Source organism: Streptomyces sp. NPDC047061 (genome assembly GCF_040643955.1).
In the GTDB taxonomy this organism is placed as follows: Bacteria; Actinomycetota; Actinomycetes; order Streptomycetales; family Streptomycetaceae; genus Streptomyces.
Window position 1 is genome coordinate 74,685 of sequence record NZ_JBEYVI010000005.1, and the last position, 20,200, is coordinate 94,884.

20 protein-coding genes are annotated in these 20,200 nt (G+C 72.0%); 10 read left to right on the forward strand and 10 right to left on the reverse strand.

The features are described from left to right. Positions 1 to 58: 58 nt before the first annotated feature. Positions 59 to 424, forward strand: a complete 366-nt coding sequence (locus ABZ887_RS10965; RefSeq protein ID WP_361285995.1) for a YbjQ family protein — start codon at positions 59 to 61, stop codon at positions 422 to 424. Between the two features lie 19 nt (positions 425 to 443). Here ABZ887_RS10965 and ABZ887_RS10970 read toward each other — a convergent pair whose 3' ends face one another. Next, complete coding sequence (locus ABZ887_RS10970; protein ID WP_361285998.1) at positions 444 to 1,214, reverse strand: MerR family transcriptional regulator; 771 nt, start codon at positions 1,212 to 1,214, stop codon at positions 444 to 446. 143 nt (positions 1,215 to 1,357) lie between these two features. Between ABZ887_RS10970 and ABZ887_RS10975 the strand changes: the two genes are divergently transcribed. Together ABZ887_RS10975 and ABZ887_RS10980 are read left to right on the forward strand one after the other, a co-directional pair. Then, positions 1,358 to 2,644 (forward strand): ion channel protein, encoded by a 1,287-nt coding sequence (locus tag ABZ887_RS10975; protein WP_361286001.1) that lies wholly within the window; start codon positions 1,358 to 1,360, stop codon positions 2,642 to 2,644. A 58-nt stretch (positions 2,645 to 2,702) separates the two neighbouring features. Beyond that, positions 2,703 to 4,112, forward strand: coding sequence for a glutamate decarboxylase (locus ABZ887_RS10980; RefSeq protein ID WP_361286004.1), 1,410 nt, complete (start codon positions 2,703 to 2,705; stop codon positions 4,110 to 4,112). A 130-nt stretch (positions 4,113 to 4,242) separates the two neighbouring features. Here the strand turns inward: ABZ887_RS10980 and ABZ887_RS10985 are convergent, their stop codons facing one another. The 3 genes from ABZ887_RS10985 to ABZ887_RS10995 form a co-directional block, all read right to left on the reverse strand. Further along, positions 4,243 to 4,782: a DinB family protein gene (locus ABZ887_RS10985; protein WP_361286007.1), complete on the reverse strand. Its 540-nt coding sequence runs from the start codon at positions 4,780 to 4,782 to the stop codon at positions 4,243 to 4,245. A 118-nt stretch (positions 4,783 to 4,900) separates the two neighbouring features. Then, the gene (locus ABZ887_RS10990) at positions 4,901 to 6,361 is read right to left on the reverse strand and encodes an aldehyde dehydrogenase family protein (RefSeq protein WP_361286010.1); all 1,461 of its coding nucleotides are present in this window, start codon (positions 6,359 to 6,361) and stop codon (positions 4,901 to 4,903) included. Between the two features lie 154 nt (positions 6,362 to 6,515). Then, complete coding sequence (locus ABZ887_RS10995; RefSeq protein WP_361286697.1) at positions 6,516 to 7,340, reverse strand: helix-turn-helix transcriptional regulator; 825 nt, start codon at positions 7,338 to 7,340, stop codon at positions 6,516 to 6,518. Positions 7,341 to 7,694: 354 nt separating this feature from the next. Here ABZ887_RS10995 and ABZ887_RS11000 point away from each other — a divergent pair, with 354 nt between their 5' ends. Beyond that, on the forward strand, positions 7,695 to 8,174 hold the full coding sequence (locus tag ABZ887_RS11000) for an ATP-binding protein (RefSeq protein ID WP_361286013.1): 480 nt from the start codon (positions 7,695 to 7,697) through the stop codon (positions 8,172 to 8,174). A gap of 90 nt (positions 8,175 to 8,264) precedes the next feature. Here the strand turns inward: ABZ887_RS11000 and ABZ887_RS11005 are convergent, their stop codons facing one another. From ABZ887_RS11005 to rpmG, 4 genes are all read right to left on the reverse strand, one after another. Next, positions 8,265 to 8,534, reverse strand: a complete 270-nt coding sequence (locus ABZ887_RS11005) for a DUF397 domain-containing protein (RefSeq protein ID WP_177232996.1) — start codon at positions 8,532 to 8,534, stop codon at positions 8,265 to 8,267. Positions 8,535 to 8,942: 408 nt separating this feature from the next. Then, positions 8,943 to 10,157 carry a GTP-binding protein gene (locus ABZ887_RS11010; protein WP_361286016.1) on the reverse strand — a complete coding sequence of 405 codons (1,215 nt, stop codon included), beginning with the start codon at positions 10,155 to 10,157 and terminating at the stop codon, positions 8,943 to 8,945. Continuing rightward, positions 10,157 to 10,441, reverse strand: coding sequence for a type B 50S ribosomal protein L31 (locus tag ABZ887_RS11015; protein ID WP_361286019.1), 285 nt, complete (start codon positions 10,439 to 10,441; stop codon positions 10,157 to 10,159). Before ABZ887_RS11015 ends, ABZ887_RS11010 begins: the two co-directional genes overlap by 1 nt. Before the next feature lie 9 nt (positions 10,442 to 10,450). Next, on the reverse strand, positions 10,451 to 10,615 hold the full coding sequence (gene rpmG / locus ABZ887_RS11020) for a 50S ribosomal protein L33 (RefSeq protein WP_217556043.1): 165 nt from the start codon (positions 10,613 to 10,615) through the stop codon (positions 10,451 to 10,453). Between the two features lie 74 nt (positions 10,616 to 10,689). On the opposite strand from rpmG, the gene rpmB reads away from it, so the two are divergent. The 4 genes from rpmB (at position 10,690) to ABZ887_RS11040 (ending at position 12,592) form a co-directional block, all read left to right on the forward strand. Then, positions 10,690 to 10,926 (forward strand): 50S ribosomal protein L28, encoded by a 237-nt coding sequence (gene rpmB, locus ABZ887_RS11025; RefSeq protein ID WP_361286022.1) that lies wholly within the window; start codon positions 10,690 to 10,692, stop codon positions 10,924 to 10,926. Positions 10,927 to 10,944: 18 nt separating this feature from the next. Further along, complete coding sequence (rpsN, locus tag ABZ887_RS11030) at positions 10,945 to 11,250, forward strand: 30S ribosomal protein S14 (RefSeq protein ID WP_361286025.1); 306 nt, start codon at positions 10,945 to 10,947, stop codon at positions 11,248 to 11,250. Between the two features lie 186 nt (positions 11,251 to 11,436). Next, positions 11,437 to 11,913: a hypothetical protein gene (locus ABZ887_RS11035; protein ID WP_361286700.1), complete on the forward strand. Its 477-nt coding sequence runs from the start codon at positions 11,437 to 11,439 to the stop codon at positions 11,911 to 11,913. A 154-nt stretch (positions 11,914 to 12,067) separates the two neighbouring features. Further along, positions 12,068 to 12,592 carry a DUF4232 domain-containing protein gene (locus tag ABZ887_RS11040; RefSeq protein WP_361286028.1) on the forward strand — a complete coding sequence of 175 codons (525 nt, stop codon included), beginning with the start codon at positions 12,068 to 12,070 and terminating at the stop codon, positions 12,590 to 12,592. A gap of 128 nt (positions 12,593 to 12,720) precedes the next feature. On the opposite strand, the gene ABZ887_RS11045 is transcribed toward ABZ887_RS11040, so the two are convergent. Continuing rightward, the gene (locus tag ABZ887_RS11045; protein WP_361286031.1) at positions 12,721 to 13,857 is read right to left on the reverse strand and encodes a DUF2786 domain-containing protein; all 1,137 of its coding nucleotides are present in this window, start codon (positions 13,855 to 13,857) and stop codon (positions 12,721 to 12,723) included. Between the two features lie 147 nt (positions 13,858 to 14,004). Here ABZ887_RS11045 and ABZ887_RS11050 point away from each other — a divergent pair, with 147 nt between their 5' ends. Then, entirely contained in the window at positions 14,005 to 14,808 is an 804-nt protein-coding gene (locus ABZ887_RS11050) for a Clp protease N-terminal domain-containing protein (RefSeq protein ID WP_361286034.1), read from the forward strand. Positions 14,809 to 14,875: 67 nt separating this feature from the next. After that, positions 14,876 to 16,564: a bifunctional 3'-5' exonuclease/DNA polymerase gene (locus tag ABZ887_RS11055; protein WP_361286037.1), complete on the forward strand. Its 1,689-nt coding sequence runs from the start codon at positions 14,876 to 14,878 to the stop codon at positions 16,562 to 16,564. On the opposite strand, the gene ABZ887_RS11060 is transcribed toward ABZ887_RS11055, so the two are convergent. Further along, positions 16,565 to 20,188, reverse strand: a complete 3,624-nt coding sequence (locus ABZ887_RS11060) for a BTAD domain-containing putative transcriptional regulator (protein ID WP_361286040.1) — start codon at positions 20,186 to 20,188, stop codon at positions 16,565 to 16,567. Between the last annotated feature and the right edge of the window lie 12 nt (positions 20,189 to 20,200).

Consider the following 20,200-nt stretch of genomic DNA (forward strand, 5'->3'; position numbering starts at 1 on the left):
CAGGTTCCACCGGTGGAACCTGGATGGACTGTGCCCGGCCTGGGGAATGGCTGTGGACATGGGTATCGAAGAGTACGGCGGCGGTCAGGGACCGCAGGCCGATGTGCTGGTCGTCACCACGAACGACGTTCCCGGGTACCGGGTGCGGGAGGTCATCGGCGAGGTCTTCGGGCTGACCGTGCGCTCCCGGCACCTGGGCAGTCAGATCGGCGCGGGACTGAAGTCGATGATCGGCGGTGAGCTGAAGGGGCTGACGAAGACGCTCGTCCAGACCCGCAACCAGGCCATGGAGCGGCTGATCGAACAGGCACGCGCGCGTGGTGCCAACGCCGTGCTGGCCTTCCGGTTCGACGTGACCGAGGCGGCGGACACGGGGACCGAGGTCTGCGCGTACGGCACCGCCGTCGTCCTCGACAAGGAGTAGGACCGGCCTCAGGAGGCGGTCACGCCGGGTGCCGGGCCGCGTTCGCCTCGATCGCCTCCTTGAGGTGCGCGGCCAGGCCCGGGGCCATCGCGTCGTAGAAGGCCTTGAAACGCTCGTCGGAGACGTACATCGCGGCGAGGCAGCGGTGCATCTCGTGCGGGCAGTCGTAGAACCAGAGCGAGATGTGCCGCCGGTGTTCCTCGGCCATGTCCATGGCCTGTTCGCCGGTCGGCGGCTCGGCCGCGTTCACCAGGGCGGCGTAACGCGCGCTCCAGTCGTCGACCTCGGCCTTCATGCGCTGCCAGTCGCCCTTTGTGTAGCGGGCGGCCCGGCGCTGCGACTCGGCGTAGGCCTCGGTGCCGCCCCAGCGCTGCTCGGCCTCCTCGGCGTACTGCTCGGGGTCCTTGTCACCGAAGACCTCGAAGCGTTCCTCGGGGGTGAGGTTGATGCCCATCCTGCGTGCCTCCATGGCGTGTTCCACGGCCTCGGCCATCTTCTGCAGCCGCTCGATCCGCGCGGTCAGCAGTTCGTGCTGCCGGCGCAGGTGCGCGCGGGGGTCTGCCTTTCCGGTGGCCTGCTCGTCGAGCAGGGCCGCGATCTCGTCGAGCGGGAAGCCGAGCTCCCGGTAGAACAGGATCTTCTGGAGCCGGTCGAGGTCGGTGTCGCCGTAGCGCCGATGGCCGGCGTGGCTGCGCTCGCCCGGGACCAGCAGGCCGATCTCGTCGTAGTGGTGCAGGGTGCGCACGGTGACGCCGGCGAATCCGGCGACCTGTCCCACGGAGTAGCTCATGTCCGCTCCTTTCCGCGCTCCACCCTGGGTCCTCACGTCACGTGAGGTGCAAGCCCGTTGCGTTCGGCGGCCTTCGAGCCAGCAACCTTCGGGTCGGCGACCTTCGGGATGTTGTGTCGGTTTTGCCCGCTTATCGTGGGCCCGTGGCCCAGGACACCGCGCAGCAGGCGCTCCCCACCCCGCCCGCGGCTCCCGCGCGTGCCCTGCTGCCGCTGATCCTGCCCGCACTCGTCGTCGGCGTCTGCAGCAGCCTGCTGTTCATGCTGGTGAGCTCGCTGGCCGAGCGGTTGCAGCACGTGCTGTGGAACAGCCTGCCGGACGCGCTCGGCATCGGGCGGTACTCGGTGCTGTGGATGCTGGTGATGCTCACGGCGACCGGGATCGCGGTGGGGCTGGTGGTGTGGAAGGTGCCCGGGCACGCGGGGCCCGATCCGGCCACCCTGGGCCTGGAGGCGGTGGCGCTGCCGCCGGCCGTGCTGCCGGGGCTGGTGCTGGCGACCGTGCTGATGCTGGCGGGCGGGCCGAGCCTCGGTCCGGAGAACCCGCTCATCGCCGTGAACGTCGGGCTCGCGCTGTGGCTGGGACGGCTCGCGATGCCCCGGCTGCCGGGCTCGCTGTGGCCCGCGCTGGCCGACGCGGCGACGCTCGGCGCCCTGTTCGGGACGCCGGTGGCGGCGGCCCTGGTGATCTCCGAGGCGCTGGCCGGGAAGCCGCTGAAAGGGGCGCTGTGGGACAACCTCTTCGGACCGCTGATGGCCGCGGGAGCGGGCGCGATGACGACCGCCCTGGTGTCCCGTCCGACCCTGGACCTCGGGCTGCCCGCGCTCGGCCGCCCGCACTGGCCGGACCAGGTGGCGGCCCTGGTGGTCGCCTCGGCGGCCGCGGCGCTCGGCATGTGCGCCGTGTACGCCTTCCCGTACGTGCACGGCGTCTTCCGGCGCCTCGGGCACCCCATGGTGGCCCTCCCGGCCGGCGGGCTGGTGCTGGGCCTGCTGGGGGCGCTGGGCGGCCATCTGACGCTCTTCAAGGGGCTGGACCAGGTCGCGGAGCTGGCGAAGGACCCGGAGGGCTGGTCGGCCGGGCAGTTCGCGGTGATGACGGTCGTCAAGCTGGCCGCCCTGCTGGTGGCCGCCGCCTGCGGTTTCCGCGGTGGCCGGATCTTTCCGTCGGTGTTCATCGGCGCCGCCCTCGGGCTGTGCGCCCATGCCCTGGTGCCCGCGGTCCAGCCCTCGGTGGGCGTGGCGGCGGGCGTGCTGGGCATGCTGTTGGCGATCACCCGCCAGGGCTGGGTGAGCCTGTTCACGGCCGCGGTGCTGGTGGCCTCGCCGAGCATCATCGCGTTGCTGTGCATCGCGTCGCTGCCCGCGTGGCTGCTGGTGACCGGGCGGCCGAGAATGCAGTTGCGGGCGGACGGTACGGCCCTGCGCTGATCCTTGTGAATTCCCTTGTGTCACTCATGTCGTTCATGTCGTTCAGGAGGCACTCCTCATGCCGCTGCACAAAGGTTCCCAGAAGCACCAAGAGCGACCCATGTCCGTCAACCCGTTCTTCGGTGAGGCGAACCCGGTCGCCGGCATGGCCGAGGCCCCGCCCACGCACCGGCTGCCGGACGGCCCGCTGCCGCCCATGACCGCCTACCAGCTGGTGCGCGACGAGCTGATGCTGGACGGCAACGCCCGGCTGAATCTGGCCACTTTCGTCACCACGTGGATGGAACCCCAGGCCGGGGTCCTGATGGCGGAGTGCGACGACAAGAACATGATCGACAAGGACGAGTACCCGCGTACCGCCGAGCTGGAGCGGCGCTGTGTGGCGATGCTCGCCGACCTGTGGAACGCGCCGGATCCGGCCAACACCATCGGCTGTTCGACGACCGGTTCCAGCGAGGCCTGCATGCTGGCCGGGATGGCGCTGAAGCGGCGCTGGACGAAGCGCAGCACCGACCGCTATCCGGGCAGCGCCCGCCCGAATCTGATCATGGGCATCAACGTCCAGGTCTGCTGGGAGAAGTTCTGCAACTTCTGGGAGGTGGAGCCCCGGTTCGTGCCCATGGACGGCGACCGCTACCACCTGGACGCGCAGGCCGCCGCCGACCTCTGCGACGAGAACACCATCGGGGTCGTCGCCATCCTCGGCTCCACCTTCGACGGGTCCTACGAGCCGGTCGCCGACCTCTGCGCGGCCCTGGACGTCCTCCAGGAACGCACCGGCATCGACGTCCCGGTCCACGTGGACGGCGCGTCCGGCGGGATGATCGCGCCCTTCCTCGACGAGGACCTGGTGTGGGACTTCCGGCTGCCGCGCGTGGCCTCGATCAACACCTCGGGGCACAAGTACGGGCTGGTCTACCCGGGTGTCGGCTGGGCGCTGTGGCGGGAGAAGGAGGCACTGCCCGAGGAGCTGGTCTTCCGGGTCAACTACCTGGGCGGCGACATGCCCACCTTCGCCCTCAACTTCTCCCGCCCCGGCGCCCAGGTGGTCGCGCAGTACTACACCTTCCTGCGGCTCGGCCGGGACGGCTACCGCGCGGTGCAGCAGGCGTCCCGGGACGTGGCGACCGGGCTCGCCGAACGCGTCGAGGCGCTCGGCGACTTCCGGCTGCTGACCCGGGGCGACGAGCTGCCCGTGTTCGCCTTCACCACCGCGGACCACGTGACGGCGTACGACGTCTTCGACGTGTCCCGGCGGCTGCGCGAGAACGGCTGGCTGGTGCCGGCGTACACGTTCCCGGCGAACCGGGAGGACCTGTCCGTGCTCCGGGTGGTGTGCCGCAACGGCTTCTCGAAGGACCTGGCGGACCTGTTCGTCGAGGACCTGTCCCGACTGCTGCCGGAACTGCGCCGGCAGCCGCATCCGCTGACCCACGACAAGAGCGCGGCCACGAGTTTCCACCACTGAGCGCTCAGCGCTGCGCTGGGAGAGCGGCCAGGTGGCGTCTGCCGGTCTGTTGTCTGCGCCGCCGTCGTGGCTGGTCGCGCCCGCGCGGCGGAGCCGCATATGGATACAGCCCCGCGCCCCTGCGGGGCGCTTATGCGCCCTGCTCCAGCGCCACCAGTTCGAAGGCCGTCCTGCCGTCCAGGGACTCGCGGATGATGTCGGCGTGGCCCGCGTGGCGGGCGGTCTCGCGGATCAGGTGGAGGCAGACCCAGCGCATGGAGACCCGGCCCTCCGGCGGGAACCAGGGCTGGGGCGGGAGCGGGAAGGTGTCGTCGAGGCTGGGGACCGAGTGGATGAACTTCTCGGTCTCGGCGGCGACCTGCTCCCAGTACGCCAGCTGGGAGGCCACCGTCTCGTCGCCGACCAGCTGGAAGGTCTCGTGCCAGTTCGACTGGTCGCGCTGGATCGCCGGCGGCTCCTGCCTGGCGCGGGCGATCCAGCTCTGCTCGACCTCGGCGCAGTGCTTGAGCAGGCCCGCCAGGGACAGTTCGCTCGCGCTGGGCCTGCTCGCCGCCTGCTCGTCCGTGAGGCCGAGCAGCGCCCGGCGGATGCCGCCGCGCTGCTCCTCGATGAAGGAGAGCAGTGCTCCGCGCTCGTCGCCCTGTGCTTCCGCGGGAACGTGAGTGACCATGACCGGCCGCCTTTCCTCAGGTTCAGGTGGTGTTTCCCTGACACGACCGAAGCTACGGGCCCTTTAGGACAGATCGCGTCCTAAAGGGCCCGGGCAGCCGAGATGGTCCGACGGGCTTCTAGAACGGGAAGCCGCTCCGGCCGTGCTGTACCGAGATCCACTTCAGGGTGGTGAAGGACTCCACGGTCGTCTCGCCGTTCAGACGGCCGATCCCGGAGTGCTTCTCGCCGCCGAAGGGGACGACGGGCTCGTCGTGGACGGTGCCGTCGTTGACGTGGAACATCCCGGTGTCGATCTGCTTGGCGAAGGCCACGCCCCGCTCGACGTCGCCGGTGTGGACGGCGCCGCTGAGGCCGTAGGGGGTGTCGTTGACCAGGCGTACGGCCTCCTCCTCGCCGTCGAACGGGATGAGGAAGGCGACCGGGCCGAAGACCTCCTGCCGGAGCAGGTCGGAGTCGGCCGGGACACCGGTGAGGACCGAGGGCTCGACCAGGTTGTCGGTGGTCGCGCCGTGCAGCAGGGCCGTGGCGCCCTCGGCGACGGCCTGCTCGACCGTGGCCGAAATCGACTCCGCCTGCTGGGAGTTGATCAGCGGGCCGATGACGGTCTGCGGGTCGCTGGGGTCACCGGCCTTGAGGGTCTTCACCTTGGCGACGAACTTCTCGGTGAACTCGTCCGCGATCGAGCGGTCGACCAGGACGCGGTTGGCGGCCATGCAGACCTGGCCCTGGTGGACGTACCGGCTGAAGACCGCGGCGTCGACCGCGTAGTCGATGTCGGCGTCGTCGAGGACCACGATCGCGCTGTTGCCGCCCAGTTCGAGCACCGTGCGCTTGAAGAGCGAGGCGCAGACGGTGGCCACGTGCCGGCCGACCTTGTCGGAGCCGGTGAAGGAGATGACCTTCGGGACCGGGTGCTCGATGAAGGCGTCGCCGATCTCGGCGATGTCCGTGACGACGACGTTGAGCAGGCCGCCGGGCAGACCCGCGTCCTCGAAGATCTTCGCGACCAGGGTGCCGCCGACGATCGGGGTGTTCTGGTGCGGCTTGAGGACCACGGCGTTGCCGAGGGCGAGCGCGGGGGCGACCGACTTGATCGACAGCAGGAAGGGGAAGTTGAAGGGGCTGATCACACCCACGACGCCGACCGGCACGCGGTAGACGCGGTTCTCCTTGCCGTCCACCGGGGAGGGCAGGATCCGGCCCTCGGGGCGCAGCGCCCACTGGATCGACTCGCGCAGGAACTCCTTGGCGAGGTGCAGCTCGAAGGCGGCCTTCAGACGCGTGCCGCCGAGCTCGGCGATGATCGCCTCGGTGATCTCGGCGTCGCGCTCCTCGATGAGGCGCAGGGCCTTCTCGAAGACGGCGCGGCGGGCGTAGGGGTTGGTGGCGGCCCACTGCTTCTGGGCGCGCGCGGCGGCCCGGTAGGCCTCATCTATCTCCTCGACCGCGGCTATCGTGATCGACGCGAGCTTCTCACCGTCGTACGGGTTGAAGTCGATGATGTCCCAGGAACCGGTCCCCGGGCGCCACTCACCGTCGATGTACTGCTGGGCCAGGTCGGTGAAATAGGACGACATGTGATCCCTCGATCCCCTGCTGCGACGGCAGTCGATGCGGACACCCGGTCCACATCCACATCACGGTCTGATCACGCGTCATCGTACTTGCGTGACAGGGCAGTTGGGGCATCAGTTCGATGATCTAGGGGAATCCCCAGGTGCATCGATATATCTATGACAGCTGCAGCAGCCCGCGCAGCAGGTCCCGGCTCTCGTCCGGTCCGGGGCTGTCCTGCTGGAGTTCCTTCAGCGCCTGCTCGTACTGGGCGACGTCCTCGCGCTTGTCGAGGTAGAGGGCGCTGGTGAGCTGCTCCAGGTAGACCACGTCGGAGAGGTCCGACTCGGGGAAGCTGAGGACGGTGAACGAGCCGCCCTCCCCGGAGTGCCCGCCGAAGCTGAACGGCATGATCTGCAGCCGCACGTTGGAGCGCTCGGAGATCTCGACGAGGTGCTGGAGCTGACCGCGCATCACCCCGCGGTCGCCGTAGGGCCGGCGCAGGGCGGCCTCGTCGAGGACGATGTGGAAGTCGGGGGCGTTTTCGGCCACCAGGTACTTCTGCCGCTCCATGCGGAGCGTGACCCGGCGCTCGACGTCGGCCTCGCTGGCCCCCTTCATACCGCGCCGCACCACGGCGCGCGCGTAGTCCTCGGTCTGGAGGAGGCCGTGGACGAACTGCACCTCGTAGGCGCGGATCAGGTGCGCCGCCCCCTCCAGGCCGACATAGGTGGGGAACCAGGTCGGCAGGACGTCGGAGTAACTGTGCCACCAGCCGGCCACGTTGGCCTCGCGGGCGAGGGAGATCAGCTGCTGGCGCTCGGCCTCGTCGGTGATGCCGTACAGCGTCAGCAGGTCTTCCACGTCCCTCGTCTTGAAGCTCACCCGGCCCAGCTCCATGCGGCTGATCTTCGATTCGGAGGCACGGATCGAGTACCCCGCGGCCTCGCGGGTGATGCCCCGGGCCTCGCGCAGCCGCCTGAGTTGCGAGCCGAGCAGCATTCGCCGCACCACCGATCCGGGCTCTCCCGCGCTCACGTTCGCCAGCCTCCCCAACCGTCTTCAGGGCCCGCAGTCTGCCACTAAAACACTTCGAGCAGTACTCGTCCGGTTACGGAAACGGAAAGCGGCCAAAGTTTAAGCACAGGAAGTTGCAAGCAGGTAGTGAGCCAAGAGCGGGAAGTTGGCGGAAAAAATGGCCAACAAGCGGTACGGGAGGGTCCAATTCGGTCGCGTGCACGTGCATCTGCCCTTGCATCTGCTGTACGCATCCGAAACCATGGTCCCGCGCCACCGCTGCATCGCAACGACCGCGAATTCCCGGGAGTGCCTCGCATGGGGACGAATGGATCGACCATGCTCAAGCCATTACGGCAGGGCCTTCCGCCGCTTGATCCCGCGGCCGTGTCCAACGCCGCCTCCTGCGCCCTGCCCGCCCGCTACGAAGCGGTGCGCGAAGCCCGTCAGTTCACCCGGAGAACGCTCGGCCAGTGGGACGTCGGCGACCGCTTCGACGACGTCTGCCTCGTCGTCTCGGAGCTCGTCACCAACGCTCTGCGGCACGCGGTGCCCGGCGAGACCGACTGCCTCGCCGCGCCGCACGGGCCGGCGGTGCGGCTGCACCTGATGCGGTGGACCGGACGGCTGGTGTGCGCGGTGCGCGACCCCAGCCACGAGACGCCCGTCCCCCGCGACTCCGAGGACTTCTCGGCGGAGTCGGGACGCGGGCTGTTCCTGGTCGACAGCTTCAGCGACAGCTGGGGCTGGCACCCGCTGGCGGGCACCCTCCACGGCAAGGTCGTGTGGGCGCTGTTCCGGCTGCAGTCCGCCGAATGACGGACCCGGCGTCTTCGGACGCCGGGTTTCTACGCGCGTTACCGAGCGTTGTGCACCGAACGCACCGGGTTGCCCCGGATGTGACCGCCGTCAGCTCGTGATCAGGTGGTCGAACTCGCCGTCCTTGACACCGAGGAGCATCGCCTCGATCTCGGCACGCGTGTAGACGAGTGCCGGCCCGTCCGGGAAGCGCGAGTTGCGGACCGCCACGTCGCCGCCCGGCAGCCGGGCGAACTCCACGCAGGAACCCTGCGAGTTGCTGTGCCTGCTCTTCTGCCAGGCCACTCCGTCCAGCTGCGTGGCAGCCATGCCGTTGTACACGTCAAACCCCCCGTACACGCCGTCAACGTCGAGGTCCACAGGTCGCTCCCCGGTGGTGCACTAACTGGCTGATGTGACCATTGATGCAGCGGTCAACTGACCCGGATCATAACCTTGTTCACGTGCAGATGCATGAGCAGATGCACGTGCACGGGGGGTGTTCCTGCGGTTACAGCTTTGACGTCCGCTTTACTCAACCCGTTCCAGCGTCTGCCCCGGTCGCCGCAGGGCATGCGACCACCGGCCCCCGTCCATGATCCCGCGCGCCGCCACCCGCACGGGACCGTCCGGATCGAATCCTCCATGCACTAGGAAAGGACGCGTACTCCGGCCCCCGTGTTCCAGCGTCCGTGTGACGGTCCGGTGAGCGGGATCGGCCGGATCGGGACCGGGCCACCGGACGGCCCGCGTGCTACCGGGCGGCCCTTAGGTCCCGTAGGGCAGCGATCAGACCTCCAGGAGGGTGTCGAAGGCGGACGGCAGCCGTTCCCAGGCGGCGCGTCCGGCGGCGTACTCGGCGTCGGTCAGCAGGCAGGACTCCAGCAGCCGTTCGAGCCCGTCGCGGTCGAGCCCGGGCGACGTGAAGACCAGGTGCTGGCAGCGGTCGCCGTGCTCCGGGTGCCAGTCGAGGGCGGCGGCGGCCCGGCGCACCGGCGGGACCAGGTCCCAGGCCGCGTCCGGGAGGGAGGCGAGCCACGGCCCCGCGCTCTCCACGCACAGGGCGCCGCCCGTCGCATCCCAGTGCAGCAGCACGTCGGGCCGGCCGGCGAGCCAGAACCGGCCCCGGCTGCGGGCGGCCGCGCAGGTCAGGTCCTCCAGGGCGGCGTACAGCCGCTCGGGATGGAAGGGCCGCCTGCGCTCCCAGACCAGGGTGGCGACGCCGTGGCCGTCGGCCTCCGCGGGGAGCAGGGCGCAGGCCGGGTGCTGGGCGGCCGCGGCCGCCTCGGCGTCGAAGCCGGCGAGGGCGGCCCGGGCCAGCGCGCCTGCGGTGCCCGCCAGGTCCCCGGGGTGGCCGCCCGGGAGGGGGACCTGGCGGGCTGTCGGGTGGAGCTGGGCGAGCAGCTCGCGGTCCTCGTCGTCGGCCTCCGGGGAGTCGAGGACGGCGAGGACGGGGGCGTACTCCAGCTGCCGGGCGAAGGTGTCGGCGACCGTGCGCCGGTCGGTGGCGGCCGCGGCGAGCCCGGCGTCGGCGAGGTCGTCGCCGTTGCCCAGGTACGGCAGCAGCAGCGCCGGGTCGACGGCGGTGATCACGCCGGTGACGGTGAGCCCGCCGGCGACGACGACCTCGGCCATCGCCCTGGGCTCGACGGAGTCCCACAGCTCGACGATCGCGAGCCGGGTGGCACCCTCGGCCGCGAGCCGCCGCAGCTCAGGCACCAGGTCCTCGCGCAGGGCGCAGCACGCGCAGTCGTCGACCAGGGGCGTCTCACCGGTGGACAGCAGGCCGGAGGCGTCCCGGACTGTCCGTACGACCGTGCCGTCGGCGGCCGTGGCGAGGTCGTGGTGGAGTACGACGCTCCCCCGGACGTCGGCGAGCAGCCGGGCGACGGCCTGCCTGCGGGCGTCGACGTGCAGCCCGCCGACGATCACGACGGGGAGCCGGGCGGAGGGGTTCGGACCGGAGGGGTTCGGGCCCGAGGGGAACGGGGCGGAGGGATGCATCAGCCCTGCTTTCCGTACCGCCGCTCGAAGCGCTCCACGCGCCCGGCGGTGTCCAGGACGCGGGCGGTGCCGGTGTAGAAGGGATGGCTGGCGTCCGAGATCTCGACGTCGACCACCGGGTAGGTCCGGCCGTCCTCCCACTCGATCGTCTTCCCGGCCGTCTCCGCGGCCGTGTTCCCGGCCGTGCTCCCGCCCGCCAGCGTCGAGCGGGTGAGAAAGGCGTGGTTCGCGGCCCGGTCACGGAACACGACGGGCCCGTAGGCGGGGTGGATTCCCTTGCGCATGGCGGGGGTTCAGCGCTCCTCTCGGAAGTCGACGTGCCGGCCGGCGACCGGGTCGAACTTGCGCAGGGTCATGCGGTCCGGGTCGTTCCGGCGGTTCTTGCGGGTCACGTAGGTGTAGCCGGTCCCTGCGGTGGACCGGAGTCTGATCACCGGGCGGAGTTCGTTGCGTGCCATGACTGATACCTTACTGAAAATGAATCCCATTAGCACTGGCTTCTGGGTCCTCAGCGCGAGAGAGGTACGTCACCATGTCCGCCCACTGCATGCTGACCGGCGCCCGGCCCGGCTTCGGCAACCGGATCTCCCACTCCCACCGGCGGACCTCCCGCCGCTTCGACCCCAACATCCAGAACAGGCGCTACTGGCTGCCGAGCGAGAACCGGCACGTACGGCTCCGGCTGAGCGCACGCGCCGTCAGGACCGTCGACACGATCGGCGTGGAGGCGGCCGTGGCCCGCATCCGGGCACGCGGCGTGAAGGTCTGACGGGGGCGGGGCGCCGTTATGGCGAAGAAGAGCAAGATCACGAAGAACGAGCGGCGTCAGGAAGTCGTCGCGCGGTACGCCGTGCGCAGGGCGGAACTGAAGGAGATCCTCCGGCGGCCCTCCTCGACCGCCGCGGAGCGCCGCGCCGCCGGGCGTGAGCTGCGGCGCCAGCCGCGCGACGCGAGCGCCACGCGTCTCCGCAACCGCGACCAGGTGGACGGCCGCCCGCGCGGTTACTTCCGCGCGTTCGGTCTGTCCCGGGTCAATCTGCGGGACCAGGCCCACAGCGGATACCTACCTGGCGTACGCAAGTCCTCCTGGTGAGTGCTGGTAGCTTGCCGCTGTCGTCCGGGCGGCCGGGCGGCCGACCCCCTAGAGCTTGGGAGCGTTGCGGTGACCACGGCTACGGCGAGTACGGGTACGGCGCGGGCGGAGACGGCGTCGGCATCGGCGTCGGCGTCGGCGGAGGCCGCTTCGGCGGGGGCGGCCGCGGCGACCCCGCGGCCGGCTCTGCGGATCGTGGCCGCCGCCGCAGGGCTGGTGGGCGCGCTTGCGCTGACCGCGTGCAGCAGCGGCGGGGGCTCCGACAGCGACTCCTCGGCCACCCCGTCGGGCACGTCGTCCGCGGCCGCCACCGCCACGGCCGGTTCGGAGGACTCCACGGCCTCCTCCGACGCGCTGCAGGGCAGCTGGATCACCACGAGCGGCGGGAAGATCGTCGCGCTGGTGGTCACCGGCCAGGAGGCCGGGCTCTTCGAGACCGGCGGGTCCGTGTGCAGCGGGACCGCCGGTGAGGAGGCCGGGATGCGGATGATCCATCTCACCTGCACGAACGGCAGCAAGGACCGGGGCACCGGAATGGTCGACTCGGTCAGCAAGAGCGGCATGAAGGTCACCTGGTCCGGAAAATCCGGCGAGGAGACCTACACCAAGGCCGAGGGCGGCAAGCTGCCGTCGGGGCTCCCGACGGCGAGCCTTGGGCAGTAGGGCCGCATAGGACCGCTTCCGGTGTGTTTTCGTCGGCCCGCGCAGGGCGGCGAAAACACACTCGAAAGGGTCGTGGGCGGGGGCGGACGCGCGGGGCCCGGGCCGGGGCGTGATGATGCTGGGACACCGTCACGACCTCGATGGGGAACTGCTCATGCGCGCCATTCCGCTCACCGTCACCGCCGTCACCGCTGTCGCCGCCGCCCTGACCCTGACCGCCTGCGACAACGGCGGCTCGGGCTCCAGTAGCAAGAACAGCTCGGCCTGCGAGATCGGGAAGGTCTCCGTCCAGGTCGGCTCCGCGAGCGTCGCGCCGACCGCGGGGGACACCGGCGAGGTGCCGGTGAGCATCACCAACCAGAGCGCGCCGTGCACGCTGGACGGCTTCGCCGGGGTCACGCTGAAGGCGGGCGGCACGTCGGCGGCGGTCGCCGCGCAGTCGGGTGCGAAGGCCGACAAGCTGAAGCTCGCCAAGGGCGACTCGGCGACGTTCTCGATCAGCTACGTGCGGGGCAAGGACGGCGACGCGGCGAGCCTCGCGGCCACCTCGATGACGGTGTCCCTGCCGGGGAGCGACACGACGCAGAGCTTCCCGTGGAAGTACGGGGCGGTGGCGGGCAAGGGGGCGGCGGACAAGCCGAACGCCGCGGTGGGGCCGTTCCAGCAGGCGGGGGACTGAATCGGGGGAGCCGGTTCAGGGAGCCGGTTCAGGGAGCGGTCGGGTTTCGGCTGACTGCCGGTGGGGGTTTCTCGCGCAGTTCCCCGCGCCCCTGACGGGGCGCGGCCCTTGCGGGGGGGGAATGGGCCTCAGGGGAGTTGGGTGTGGGAGTGGACCTGGGCCTGGTCTGCTGCTCTTGTGCCTGCTGTCCAGCCTGCCTCGTCGGTCACTCCGCGCAGGCGGGTCGTGGTGGTGTCCGGGAACATCTCGTGCATGCGGTCGGTCACGGCCAGCTCTCTCGTGGCCAGGACCGGCAGCAGGGCCTGAGGTGCCTTGGCCTCGGCCACGGCCGACTGCGCCGCCGCTCTGAGGCGGTCGCCGACCCGGTGGGCGTACGCCGCCAGGAAGGACTGGCGGAAGGTCTTCGTGCGCTTGCGGCCGCCCGCCCGCTGCGCGGCCTCCGCCTTCGTCATCGCGTGTGTCGCCTGCACCAGCAGCGAGGTGTGGAGCAGCTCGACCGCCTCCAGGTCCGCCTCGAAACCGACGACCGTGGAGAAGGCCAGCGGCTCGTTCCACACCGCGCGGCAGTGGTTGGCCGTGGCCACCGCGTCCAGCAGCACCGCCTTGGCCTGCTCGTACGGCGGCTCGACCCCGATCCGGCAGGCGCCCGGTGCGTCCGGCGCGGGCGCCCCCGCGGCGAGCAGCGCCTCGTCGACGCTGTGCCGGGCCATCAGTTCCTGGGCCTTGGCGCTGAGCGCCTCCGCCTCCTCCGGGTACCCGGTCGCCTCGGCCTTGGCGAGCAGCGCGCGGATCCGGGTGAGCATGCGGGACTGCGGACGGTGCGCGGTCGCCGCGGGCGGGGGCTCGTCGAGGGGCTCCAGGGCGGGCAGCCGCAGCAGCAGGCGGTAGAGCTCCAGGACGGCGGTGGCGTGCGAGAAGCGGTCGCCCATGCGCGCGTGGCCGTCCTGCTGGGGCAGTGCGTCGAGCTGCGCCTGCCAGCGGGGGCCACGCGGCCGGTCGTCCGGTGCCTGCGCCCGGATCAGCCCGGCGGCGAGCCGGACGTGCGGGTCGTCCAGCTCGCGCCGCACCAGTCGTACGACGTCGGCGGGCTGCCAGCCGCGCCGCCAGGCCGCCGCGACGAACTCCCGGCCGCGGTGCACGAGTTCCGCGTCCGTGCCGGAGTCGGCCGCGAGGAGGGACGCGCCCGTGTCGAGGCCGGAGTCGGTGTCGTCGTACAGGGCGCTCCGGAAGGCTCGGTCGACGGTGCTGGGCTGGCTGCTGGTCACGTGTCGATCGTGCCATGCGGCGCCGACAGCGGTCGGCGGCCGTCCACACCCTGTGGATAACGCACCGATTCCCCTGGCCCGACTCATCCGCGGGCCGGATGTCAACCAACGGTTGACAGGGGAAGGGTGTCAACCTACGGTTGACACATGGCTACCGACCCGAACATCACGGCATCCGTACGCCTCGACGACCTCATCGCGGCGATCAAGAAGGTGCACCCCGAACCCCTCGACCAGCTCCAGGACGCGGTGATCGCCGCCGACCACCTGGGCGACGTCGCCGACCACCTGATCGGCCACTTCGTCGACCAGGCCCGGCGCTCCGGCGCGTCCTGGACCGACATCGGCAAGAGCATGGGCGTGACCCGACAGGCGGCACAGAAGCGCTTCGTGCCGAAGGAGTCCACCGCCCTCGATCCCAGCCAGGGCTTCGACCGCTACACCCCGCGCGCGAAGAACGTGGTGATGGCGGCCCACAACGAAGCCGTCGCGGCACGCAACGCCGAGGGCCGCCCCGAGCACCTGGTCCTCGGCCTGCTGGCCGAACCGGACGGCATCGCGGCGAAGGCGATCCTCGCGCAGGGCGTCCTGCTGGACACCGTGCGCCAGGCGGCCACGGCCGCGCTCCCGCCGGCCGCGGACGACACCCCCGATCTCGTCCCCTACGGACCGGAGGCCAAGAAGGCCCTCGAACTCACCTTCCGCGAGGCCCTCCGCCTCGGCCACAACTACATCGGCACCGAACACCTGCTGCTGGCCCTCCTGGAACAGGAGAACGGCCACGGCGTCCTCAGCGAGCTGGGCGTCACCAAGTCGGCGACCGAGCAGTACGTCGCCAAGGTGCTGGGGCTGCTGCTGGAACAGAAGAACGCGGTGGCGGAGGCGGCGGGCGCGGCGCAGGAGGCGGGCGGGGCGGAGAAGGGCGGGGCAGAGGCGGGCGGGGCGGGCTGAGCAGCCCGGAGAATTGTCGAATCCGCAGGTCAGAGCGATTGTCAGTGGTGGGTGTCAGACTCGCAGCATGACCGACCGGTGGGCTCTCGCTCCGGCCGAGGACGGTGGCGTGGACGTCGCCCCCCTCGGTCCGGACGGGCTGCCCGCCGGCCCGGTGCGGCGGGAGCCCGATCTCGCCGCGGCGGTCGGGGACCGCCCGGAGGTCACACGCTGGGTGTGGCGGTCGACCGCCGAGGTCTACCCGCGACTGCTCGCCACGGGGGTGCGAGTGGAGCGGTGCTACGACATCGAGGACGCCGAGACACTTCTGCTGGGCCACGAGGGACGGTCCGGCGAGCCGCACTCGGCCGCCGCCGCCCTGGCCCGCCTCCGCGGCGGTCCCGTACCGCCCGATCCGCCGCCACGCGCGGCCGAACCGGGCGCGCAGTCACCACTGTTCGAACCGCAGGGCACCACCCGCCTGACGCTCGACGAGCTCCTCACGGTCTACGCCGAGCAGCAGCGCCGGCACGACCGGGCCGAACACCCGGAGCGGATGCGGCTGCTGACCGCCGCCGAGTCGGCGGGGATGCTGGTCGCCGCCGAGATGAACCGCGCGGGCCTGCCCTGGAGCGCCGAGGTCCACCGCGAGGTGCTGCGCGAACTGCTCGGCGAGCGGTACGCGGGCGGCGGCGAGCCACGCCGGCTGGCCGAACTGGCCGACGAGGTGTCGGCTGCGTTCGGCAGGCGGGTGCGCCCGGATCTCCCGGCCGATGTGGTCAAGGCCTTCGCCCAGGCCGGGATCAAGGTGAAGTCCACCCGCCGCTGGGAGCTGTCGACCGTCGACCACCCGGCCGTGCAGCCGCTCCTCGCATACAAGAAGCTGTACCGGATCTGGGTGGCGCACGGCTGGACCTGGCTCCAGGACTGGGTGCGTGACGGCCGGTTCCGGCCCGAGTTCCACGCGGGCGGCACGGTCACCGGGCGCTGGGTGACCAACGGCGGGGGCGCGCTGCAGATCCCCAAGGTGATCCGGCGGGCCGCGGTCGCCGACCCCGGCTGGCGGCTGGTCGTGGCCGACGCCGACCAGATGGAGCCGCGCGTGCTGGCGGCGATCTCCCGCGACCCCGGGCTGATGGAGGTCGCCGGGCGGGAGACCGACCTCTACCAGTCCGTCTCCGACCGCGCGTTCTCCGGCGACCGCGCACAGGCCAAGCTCGCCGTCCTGGGCGCGGTCTACGGCCAGACCTCCGGCGACGGCCTGAAGAACCTGGCCGCGCTCAGACGCCGTTTCCCCAAGGCGGTGGCCTACGTCGACGAGGCCGCGCGGGCGGGCGAGGAGGGCCGGCTGGTGCGCACCTGGCTGGGCCGGACCTGTCCGCCGGCGACCGGTGCGGGCGACGGCACGGAGGAGGCGGGGATGCCCCAGGAGGAGCCTGAGGAGCATGCGGCCGAGGGCTGGGTGCCGGGGTACGCCTCCACCAACTCCCGGGCCCGGGGCCGCTTCGCGCGCAACTTCGTGGTCCAGGGCAGCGCCGCCGACTGGGCCCTGCTGATGCTCGCGGCGCTGCGCCGGACCTGCGCGGACATGGCGGCCGAGCTGGTCTTCTTCCAGCACGACGAGGTGATCGTGCACTGTCCCGAGAAGGAGACCGAGGCGGTCGTGGTGGCGATACGGGAAGCGGCCGACCTGGCGGGACGGCTGACGTTCGGTCAGACACCGGTGCGTTTCCCGTTCACGACGGCGGTGGTGGAGTGCTATGCCGACGCGAAGTGATCAGCCGGAGGAACTGGATCGGTCGGATCGGTCGGATCGGTTTGACCGGTCGGATGAGTGGGGCCGGTCGGATGGGGCAGCGGGTGCGAGTAGGTCGTGCAGTTCGGTGAGGACGTCCGCTTCGTCCGTGCCGTCCAGGGCGGTGAGGGCCTCGCGCCAGACGTCGTACGCCTCGCCCGTGCGCCCCTGTTCGCGCAGGAGCAGGCCGAGCTGGTGGCGGGCGAGACCGCCGCTGTAGCGGTCGGCGCGGGCGTCGGCGCGGCGCAGGAGCTCGGCGCACTCGTGGTGGGCGCGGTCGGTGCGGCCGAGGGTGCGCAGCGCGCGGACCAGGCCGAGCCGGGTCTGGGACTCGCCGTGCCAGTCGCCGTGACCGCCGAGAATACGCAGGCTCTCCTCGAAGTGTGCGGTGGCGGCCGCCGGTTCACCGAGGCGGAGATGGGCGTAGCCGATGTTGCAGTGCGCCGAGTGCTGCAGGATGACGGCGCCGATCGTGTCCCCGATCGCCAGTGAGCGCCGGTGCTGCTCGATGGCGGCGCGCGGGTCGGTGTGCTCGTAGAGGTTGCCGAGATGGCTGTGGGTGACGGCCTCGCCGTAGGGGTCGTTCAGCTGCCGGGAGTAGTCCAGGCTCTGCCGCAGGGCCTCGCCCGACTCGTCGTAGCGGCCGAGGCCCTCAAGGAGCAGCCCCCGGTTGTTCAGGCCGCGCCGGATCCAGGACGCCGCGCCCAGCCGCCGCCACAGGACCAGCGCAGCGTCGGTCAGGGCGAGGGCCTCGCGCTGCCGGCCGGTGAGGAAGCGGAGGCCGGCGAGGTCGCCGAGGGCGTACGCCTCGGCGGGCTCGTCGCCGAGGCGGCGGGCGGCGGCCAGGGCGGCGGTGCCGAGCACCTCCATCTCGGCGACCCGGCCGCTGCGCAGGACGTAGGGGTAGAGGAGGCGGACGAGCGTGGAGAGGTAGGCGCTGATCCGTGCGTCGGCGGTGTCGGCGTACCGCTCCACCAGGGCGACGATGTTCTCCAGCTCCATGTCGCCCCAGGCGAAGGCGTGTTCGGCGCACTCGAAGGGCGGCAGGGCGGCGGCGTACGGCTGGTGTTCGGGGGGCTGGGCGGTGGTGGGCCGGCGGCGGTCGCCCCGGTCGAGTCCGGGTTCGACGATCACGACCAGGGCGCGTTCGGCGACGGCGGCGAACCAGCGCAGGGCGGTGAGAGCGGCCTCGGTGCGGTGGGAGTCATCGGTGGGGTGGGCGCCGCCGGTGCGGTCGGCGCCACCGGTGCGGTCGGCGCCACCGGCGGCGCCGGGGTCTTGCGCCAGCTCGCGGGCGAAGTCCCGGACCAGGTCGTGCGGGGTGTAGCGGCCGTACGCGGTCTCCTCCAGGAGGGCCACGTCGACCAGCCGGTCCAGGGCGGCCTCGGCGCGGCGCTCGTCGGTGCCGGTGAGCCGGGCGATCAGGGGGGCGCCGTAGGTGGGCAGGTCGAGGGCGCCGAGGTGGCGCAGGACGAGGGCGGCGGCGCGGTCCGGGGTCCGGTCGGAGGCGGCGAGGGCGTCATGGGCCACGGCGAGAGAGCGGCGGACGCTGAGGTCGTCGTATTCGAGGTGGTGCAACCTGCGCTCGGTGGCGGCCAGTTGACCGGCCAGCACCTCGGGAGTGAGGGCGCGGCGGGCGGCCAGCCGGGCGGCCACGACGCGCAGGGCGAGCGGGAGCCTGCCGGTGAGGCCGACCAGCGGGTGACCGGCGTCGATCTCCGCACGCCCGCTGACCGCGCGCAGCAGCGCCGCGCTGTCCTCGCCGGTCAACGGCCCGAGCGGGAAACGGCGGGCGCCGTCGAGCGCGGTGAGCGGCGAACGGCTGGTGACGATCACCGCGCAGCCGGGGCCGCCGGGGAGCAACGGCCGCACCTGGGCGGCGTTCGCCGCGTCGTCGAGCAGCAGGAGGGTGCGGGTCGGTGCGAGCAGGGAACGCAGCAACGCGGCGGCCGCGTCCGGGTGTTCGGGGATGCTGCGGGGATCGGCGCCGAGATCCCTGAGCAGTGCGGCGAGCGCCTGGCCGGGGGCGAGCGGGGGCATGCCGGGGGTGGCGGCGTGCAGGTTGACGTAGAGCTGGCCGTCGGGGAAACGATCCCGCAGCTGGTGCGCGACGTGGAGGGCGAGGGCGGTCTTGCCGACACCGGCCATGCCGGTGATCGCGGTGAGGGCGGGGGTGGCTGTGGCCTCGGCTTCGCCTTCGGCCTTTGTTTTCCCACCCGCACCACCCGTGACAGTTTCGTGGTCGGGTGCGGGTGGCCCCTGTGGGGCGGAATCGCCGTCGGCGGCCGCGGGTGGATGGGGATCGAAGACTGCGGGGGGATGGGGCCCGGTGGAAGCGAGAGGGTGGGGCCCGGTGGAAGCGGGAGGGTGGGGCCCGGTGGAAGCGGGAGGGTAGGGGGCGGTGGTGGTAGGGGGCAGGGGGGTTGATGTGGGTTCGAGGCGGGGGGTGGTGTGGGCAGGGGGTGGCGGAGCGAGGGTGTGGTCCAGCTCCTCGATGACGGCGGTGCGGCCGGTGAAGTGGGCCGGGGGTGGGGGGAGTTGGGCGGGGCGGGGGGTCGGGGAGTCGTCGCGCGTAGAACCGGGCGCGACGGGGCCGTCCGGGGCGTGGGCGGGCTTCGTTCGGTCGTCGGCGTCCCCGCCTTTCGAAGGACGGTGTGTTGACGCGCCTTCCAGGGGTGCGGGGCTGTGAGATGTGCGGCCCTGCCGCGTGGGCGCGAACGGCCACGATGCGCCCGCACCCGTTTCACCCTCGTCAAGCACCCCGTCGGCCAGGGCACCCTTGTCCTTGAGTGGAAAGTCCTCGTCCGAGCCGCCCCCGTGCGGCAGCGCCTCCCTCACCGCGCCGCTCCCCCGCAGCACCTCCACATGGGCCCGGCGGACCGACGGGCCGGGCTCGATCCCCAGGTCGTCTCTCAGGCGGTTGCGCAGGTCGCGGTGGACGGCGAGGGCCTCCGCCTGGCGGCCGGTGCGGTGGAGGGCGAGCATCAGCTGGCGGTGATAGGCCTCCCGGAGCGGGTGCTCCGCGACGAGCGCCGCCAACTCCGGTACGACACCGCCCAGCCGGGGCCCGCCGAGGGCGAGCTCCGCGTCGTAGCGCCACTCCAGCAGCAGGAGCCGGGCCTCCTCCAGGCGCTGCACGAAGGCGCGGCCGCCGAAGTCGGCGGGGAGGCCGCCGAGCGGGCTGCCGCGCCAGAGCGCGAGACCGTCGGCGCAGGCACGCAGCACCGGCGTCCACTCCCGCCGCCCGTGCGCCGCGCGCGCCTGCGCCACCCGGGTGTCGAACACGTCGACGTCCAGCTCACCGTCGTCGACACGCAGCAGGTACCCGGGCGGTACGGCCCGCAGCCGCTCCGGGTCGTCGAGGAGCCGGCGCAGCCGCGTGACGTGGTTGTGCAGCGAGGCGCGCGCCGACACCGGAGGCGCCCCGCCCCACAGGGCCTCCCTGAGCGAGTCGACGGAGACGACCCGCCCTGCCTCCAGGAGCAGCGCGGTGAGCAGCGCGCGCACCTTGGGGCTGCCGATGGGGCGTACGTCGGACGCGTCGTAGAGAACCGGAGGTCCCAGCAGTCCGAACCGCAGCTCGTACCGCCGCATCACTCCGCCCATCGCCTTCCCGCA

Coding starts and splice junctions, on each gene's coding strand:
- ABZ887_RS10965 (WP_361285995.1), top strand. CDS start 59: ATGGGTATCGAAGAGTACGGCGGCGGTCAGGGACCGCAGGCCGATGTG.
- ABZ887_RS10970 (WP_361285998.1), bottom strand. CDS start 1,214: ATGAGCTACTCCGTGGGACAGGTCGCCGGATTCGCCGGCGTCACCGTG.
- ABZ887_RS10980 (WP_361286004.1), top strand. CDS start 2,703: ATGCCGCTGCACAAAGGTTCCCAGAAGCACCAAGAGCGACCCATGTCC.
- ABZ887_RS10985 (WP_361286007.1), bottom strand. CDS start 4,782: ATGGTCACTCACGTTCCCGCGGAAGCACAGGGCGACGAGCGCGGAGCA.
- ABZ887_RS10990 (WP_361286010.1), bottom strand. CDS start 6,361: ATGTCGTCCTATTTCACCGACCTGGCCCAGCAGTACATCGACGGTGAG.
- ABZ887_RS10995 (WP_361286697.1), bottom strand. CDS start 7,340: ATGCTGCTCGGCTCGCAACTCAGGCGGCTGCGCGAGGCCCGGGGCATC.
- ABZ887_RS11000 (WP_361286013.1), top strand. CDS start 7,695: ATGCTCAAGCCATTACGGCAGGGCCTTCCGCCGCTTGATCCCGCGGCC.
- ABZ887_RS11010 (WP_361286016.1), bottom strand. CDS start 10,157: ATGCATCCCTCCGCCCCGTTCCCCTCGGGCCCGAACCCCTCCGGTCCG.
- ABZ887_RS11015 (WP_361286019.1), bottom strand. CDS start 10,441: ATGCGCAAGGGAATCCACCCCGCCTACGGGCCCGTCGTGTTCCGTGAC.
- rpmG (WP_217556043.1), bottom strand. CDS start 10,615: ATGGCACGCAACGAACTCCGCCCGGTGATCAGACTCCGGTCCACCGCA.
- rpmB (WP_361286022.1), top strand. CDS start 10,690: ATGTCCGCCCACTGCATGCTGACCGGCGCCCGGCCCGGCTTCGGCAAC.
- rpsN (WP_361286025.1), top strand. CDS start 10,945: ATGGCGAAGAAGAGCAAGATCACGAAGAACGAGCGGCGTCAGGAAGTC.
- ABZ887_RS11040 (WP_361286028.1), top strand. CDS start 12,068: ATGCGCGCCATTCCGCTCACCGTCACCGCCGTCACCGCTGTCGCCGCC.
- ABZ887_RS11050 (WP_361286034.1), top strand. CDS start 14,005: ATGGCTACCGACCCGAACATCACGGCATCCGTACGCCTCGACGACCTC.
- ABZ887_RS11055 (WP_361286037.1), top strand. CDS start 14,876: ATGACCGACCGGTGGGCTCTCGCTCCGGCCGAGGACGGTGGCGTGGAC.
- ABZ887_RS11060 (WP_361286040.1), bottom strand. CDS start 20,188: ATGGGCGGAGTGATGCGGCGGTACGAGCTGCGGTTCGGACTGCTGGGA.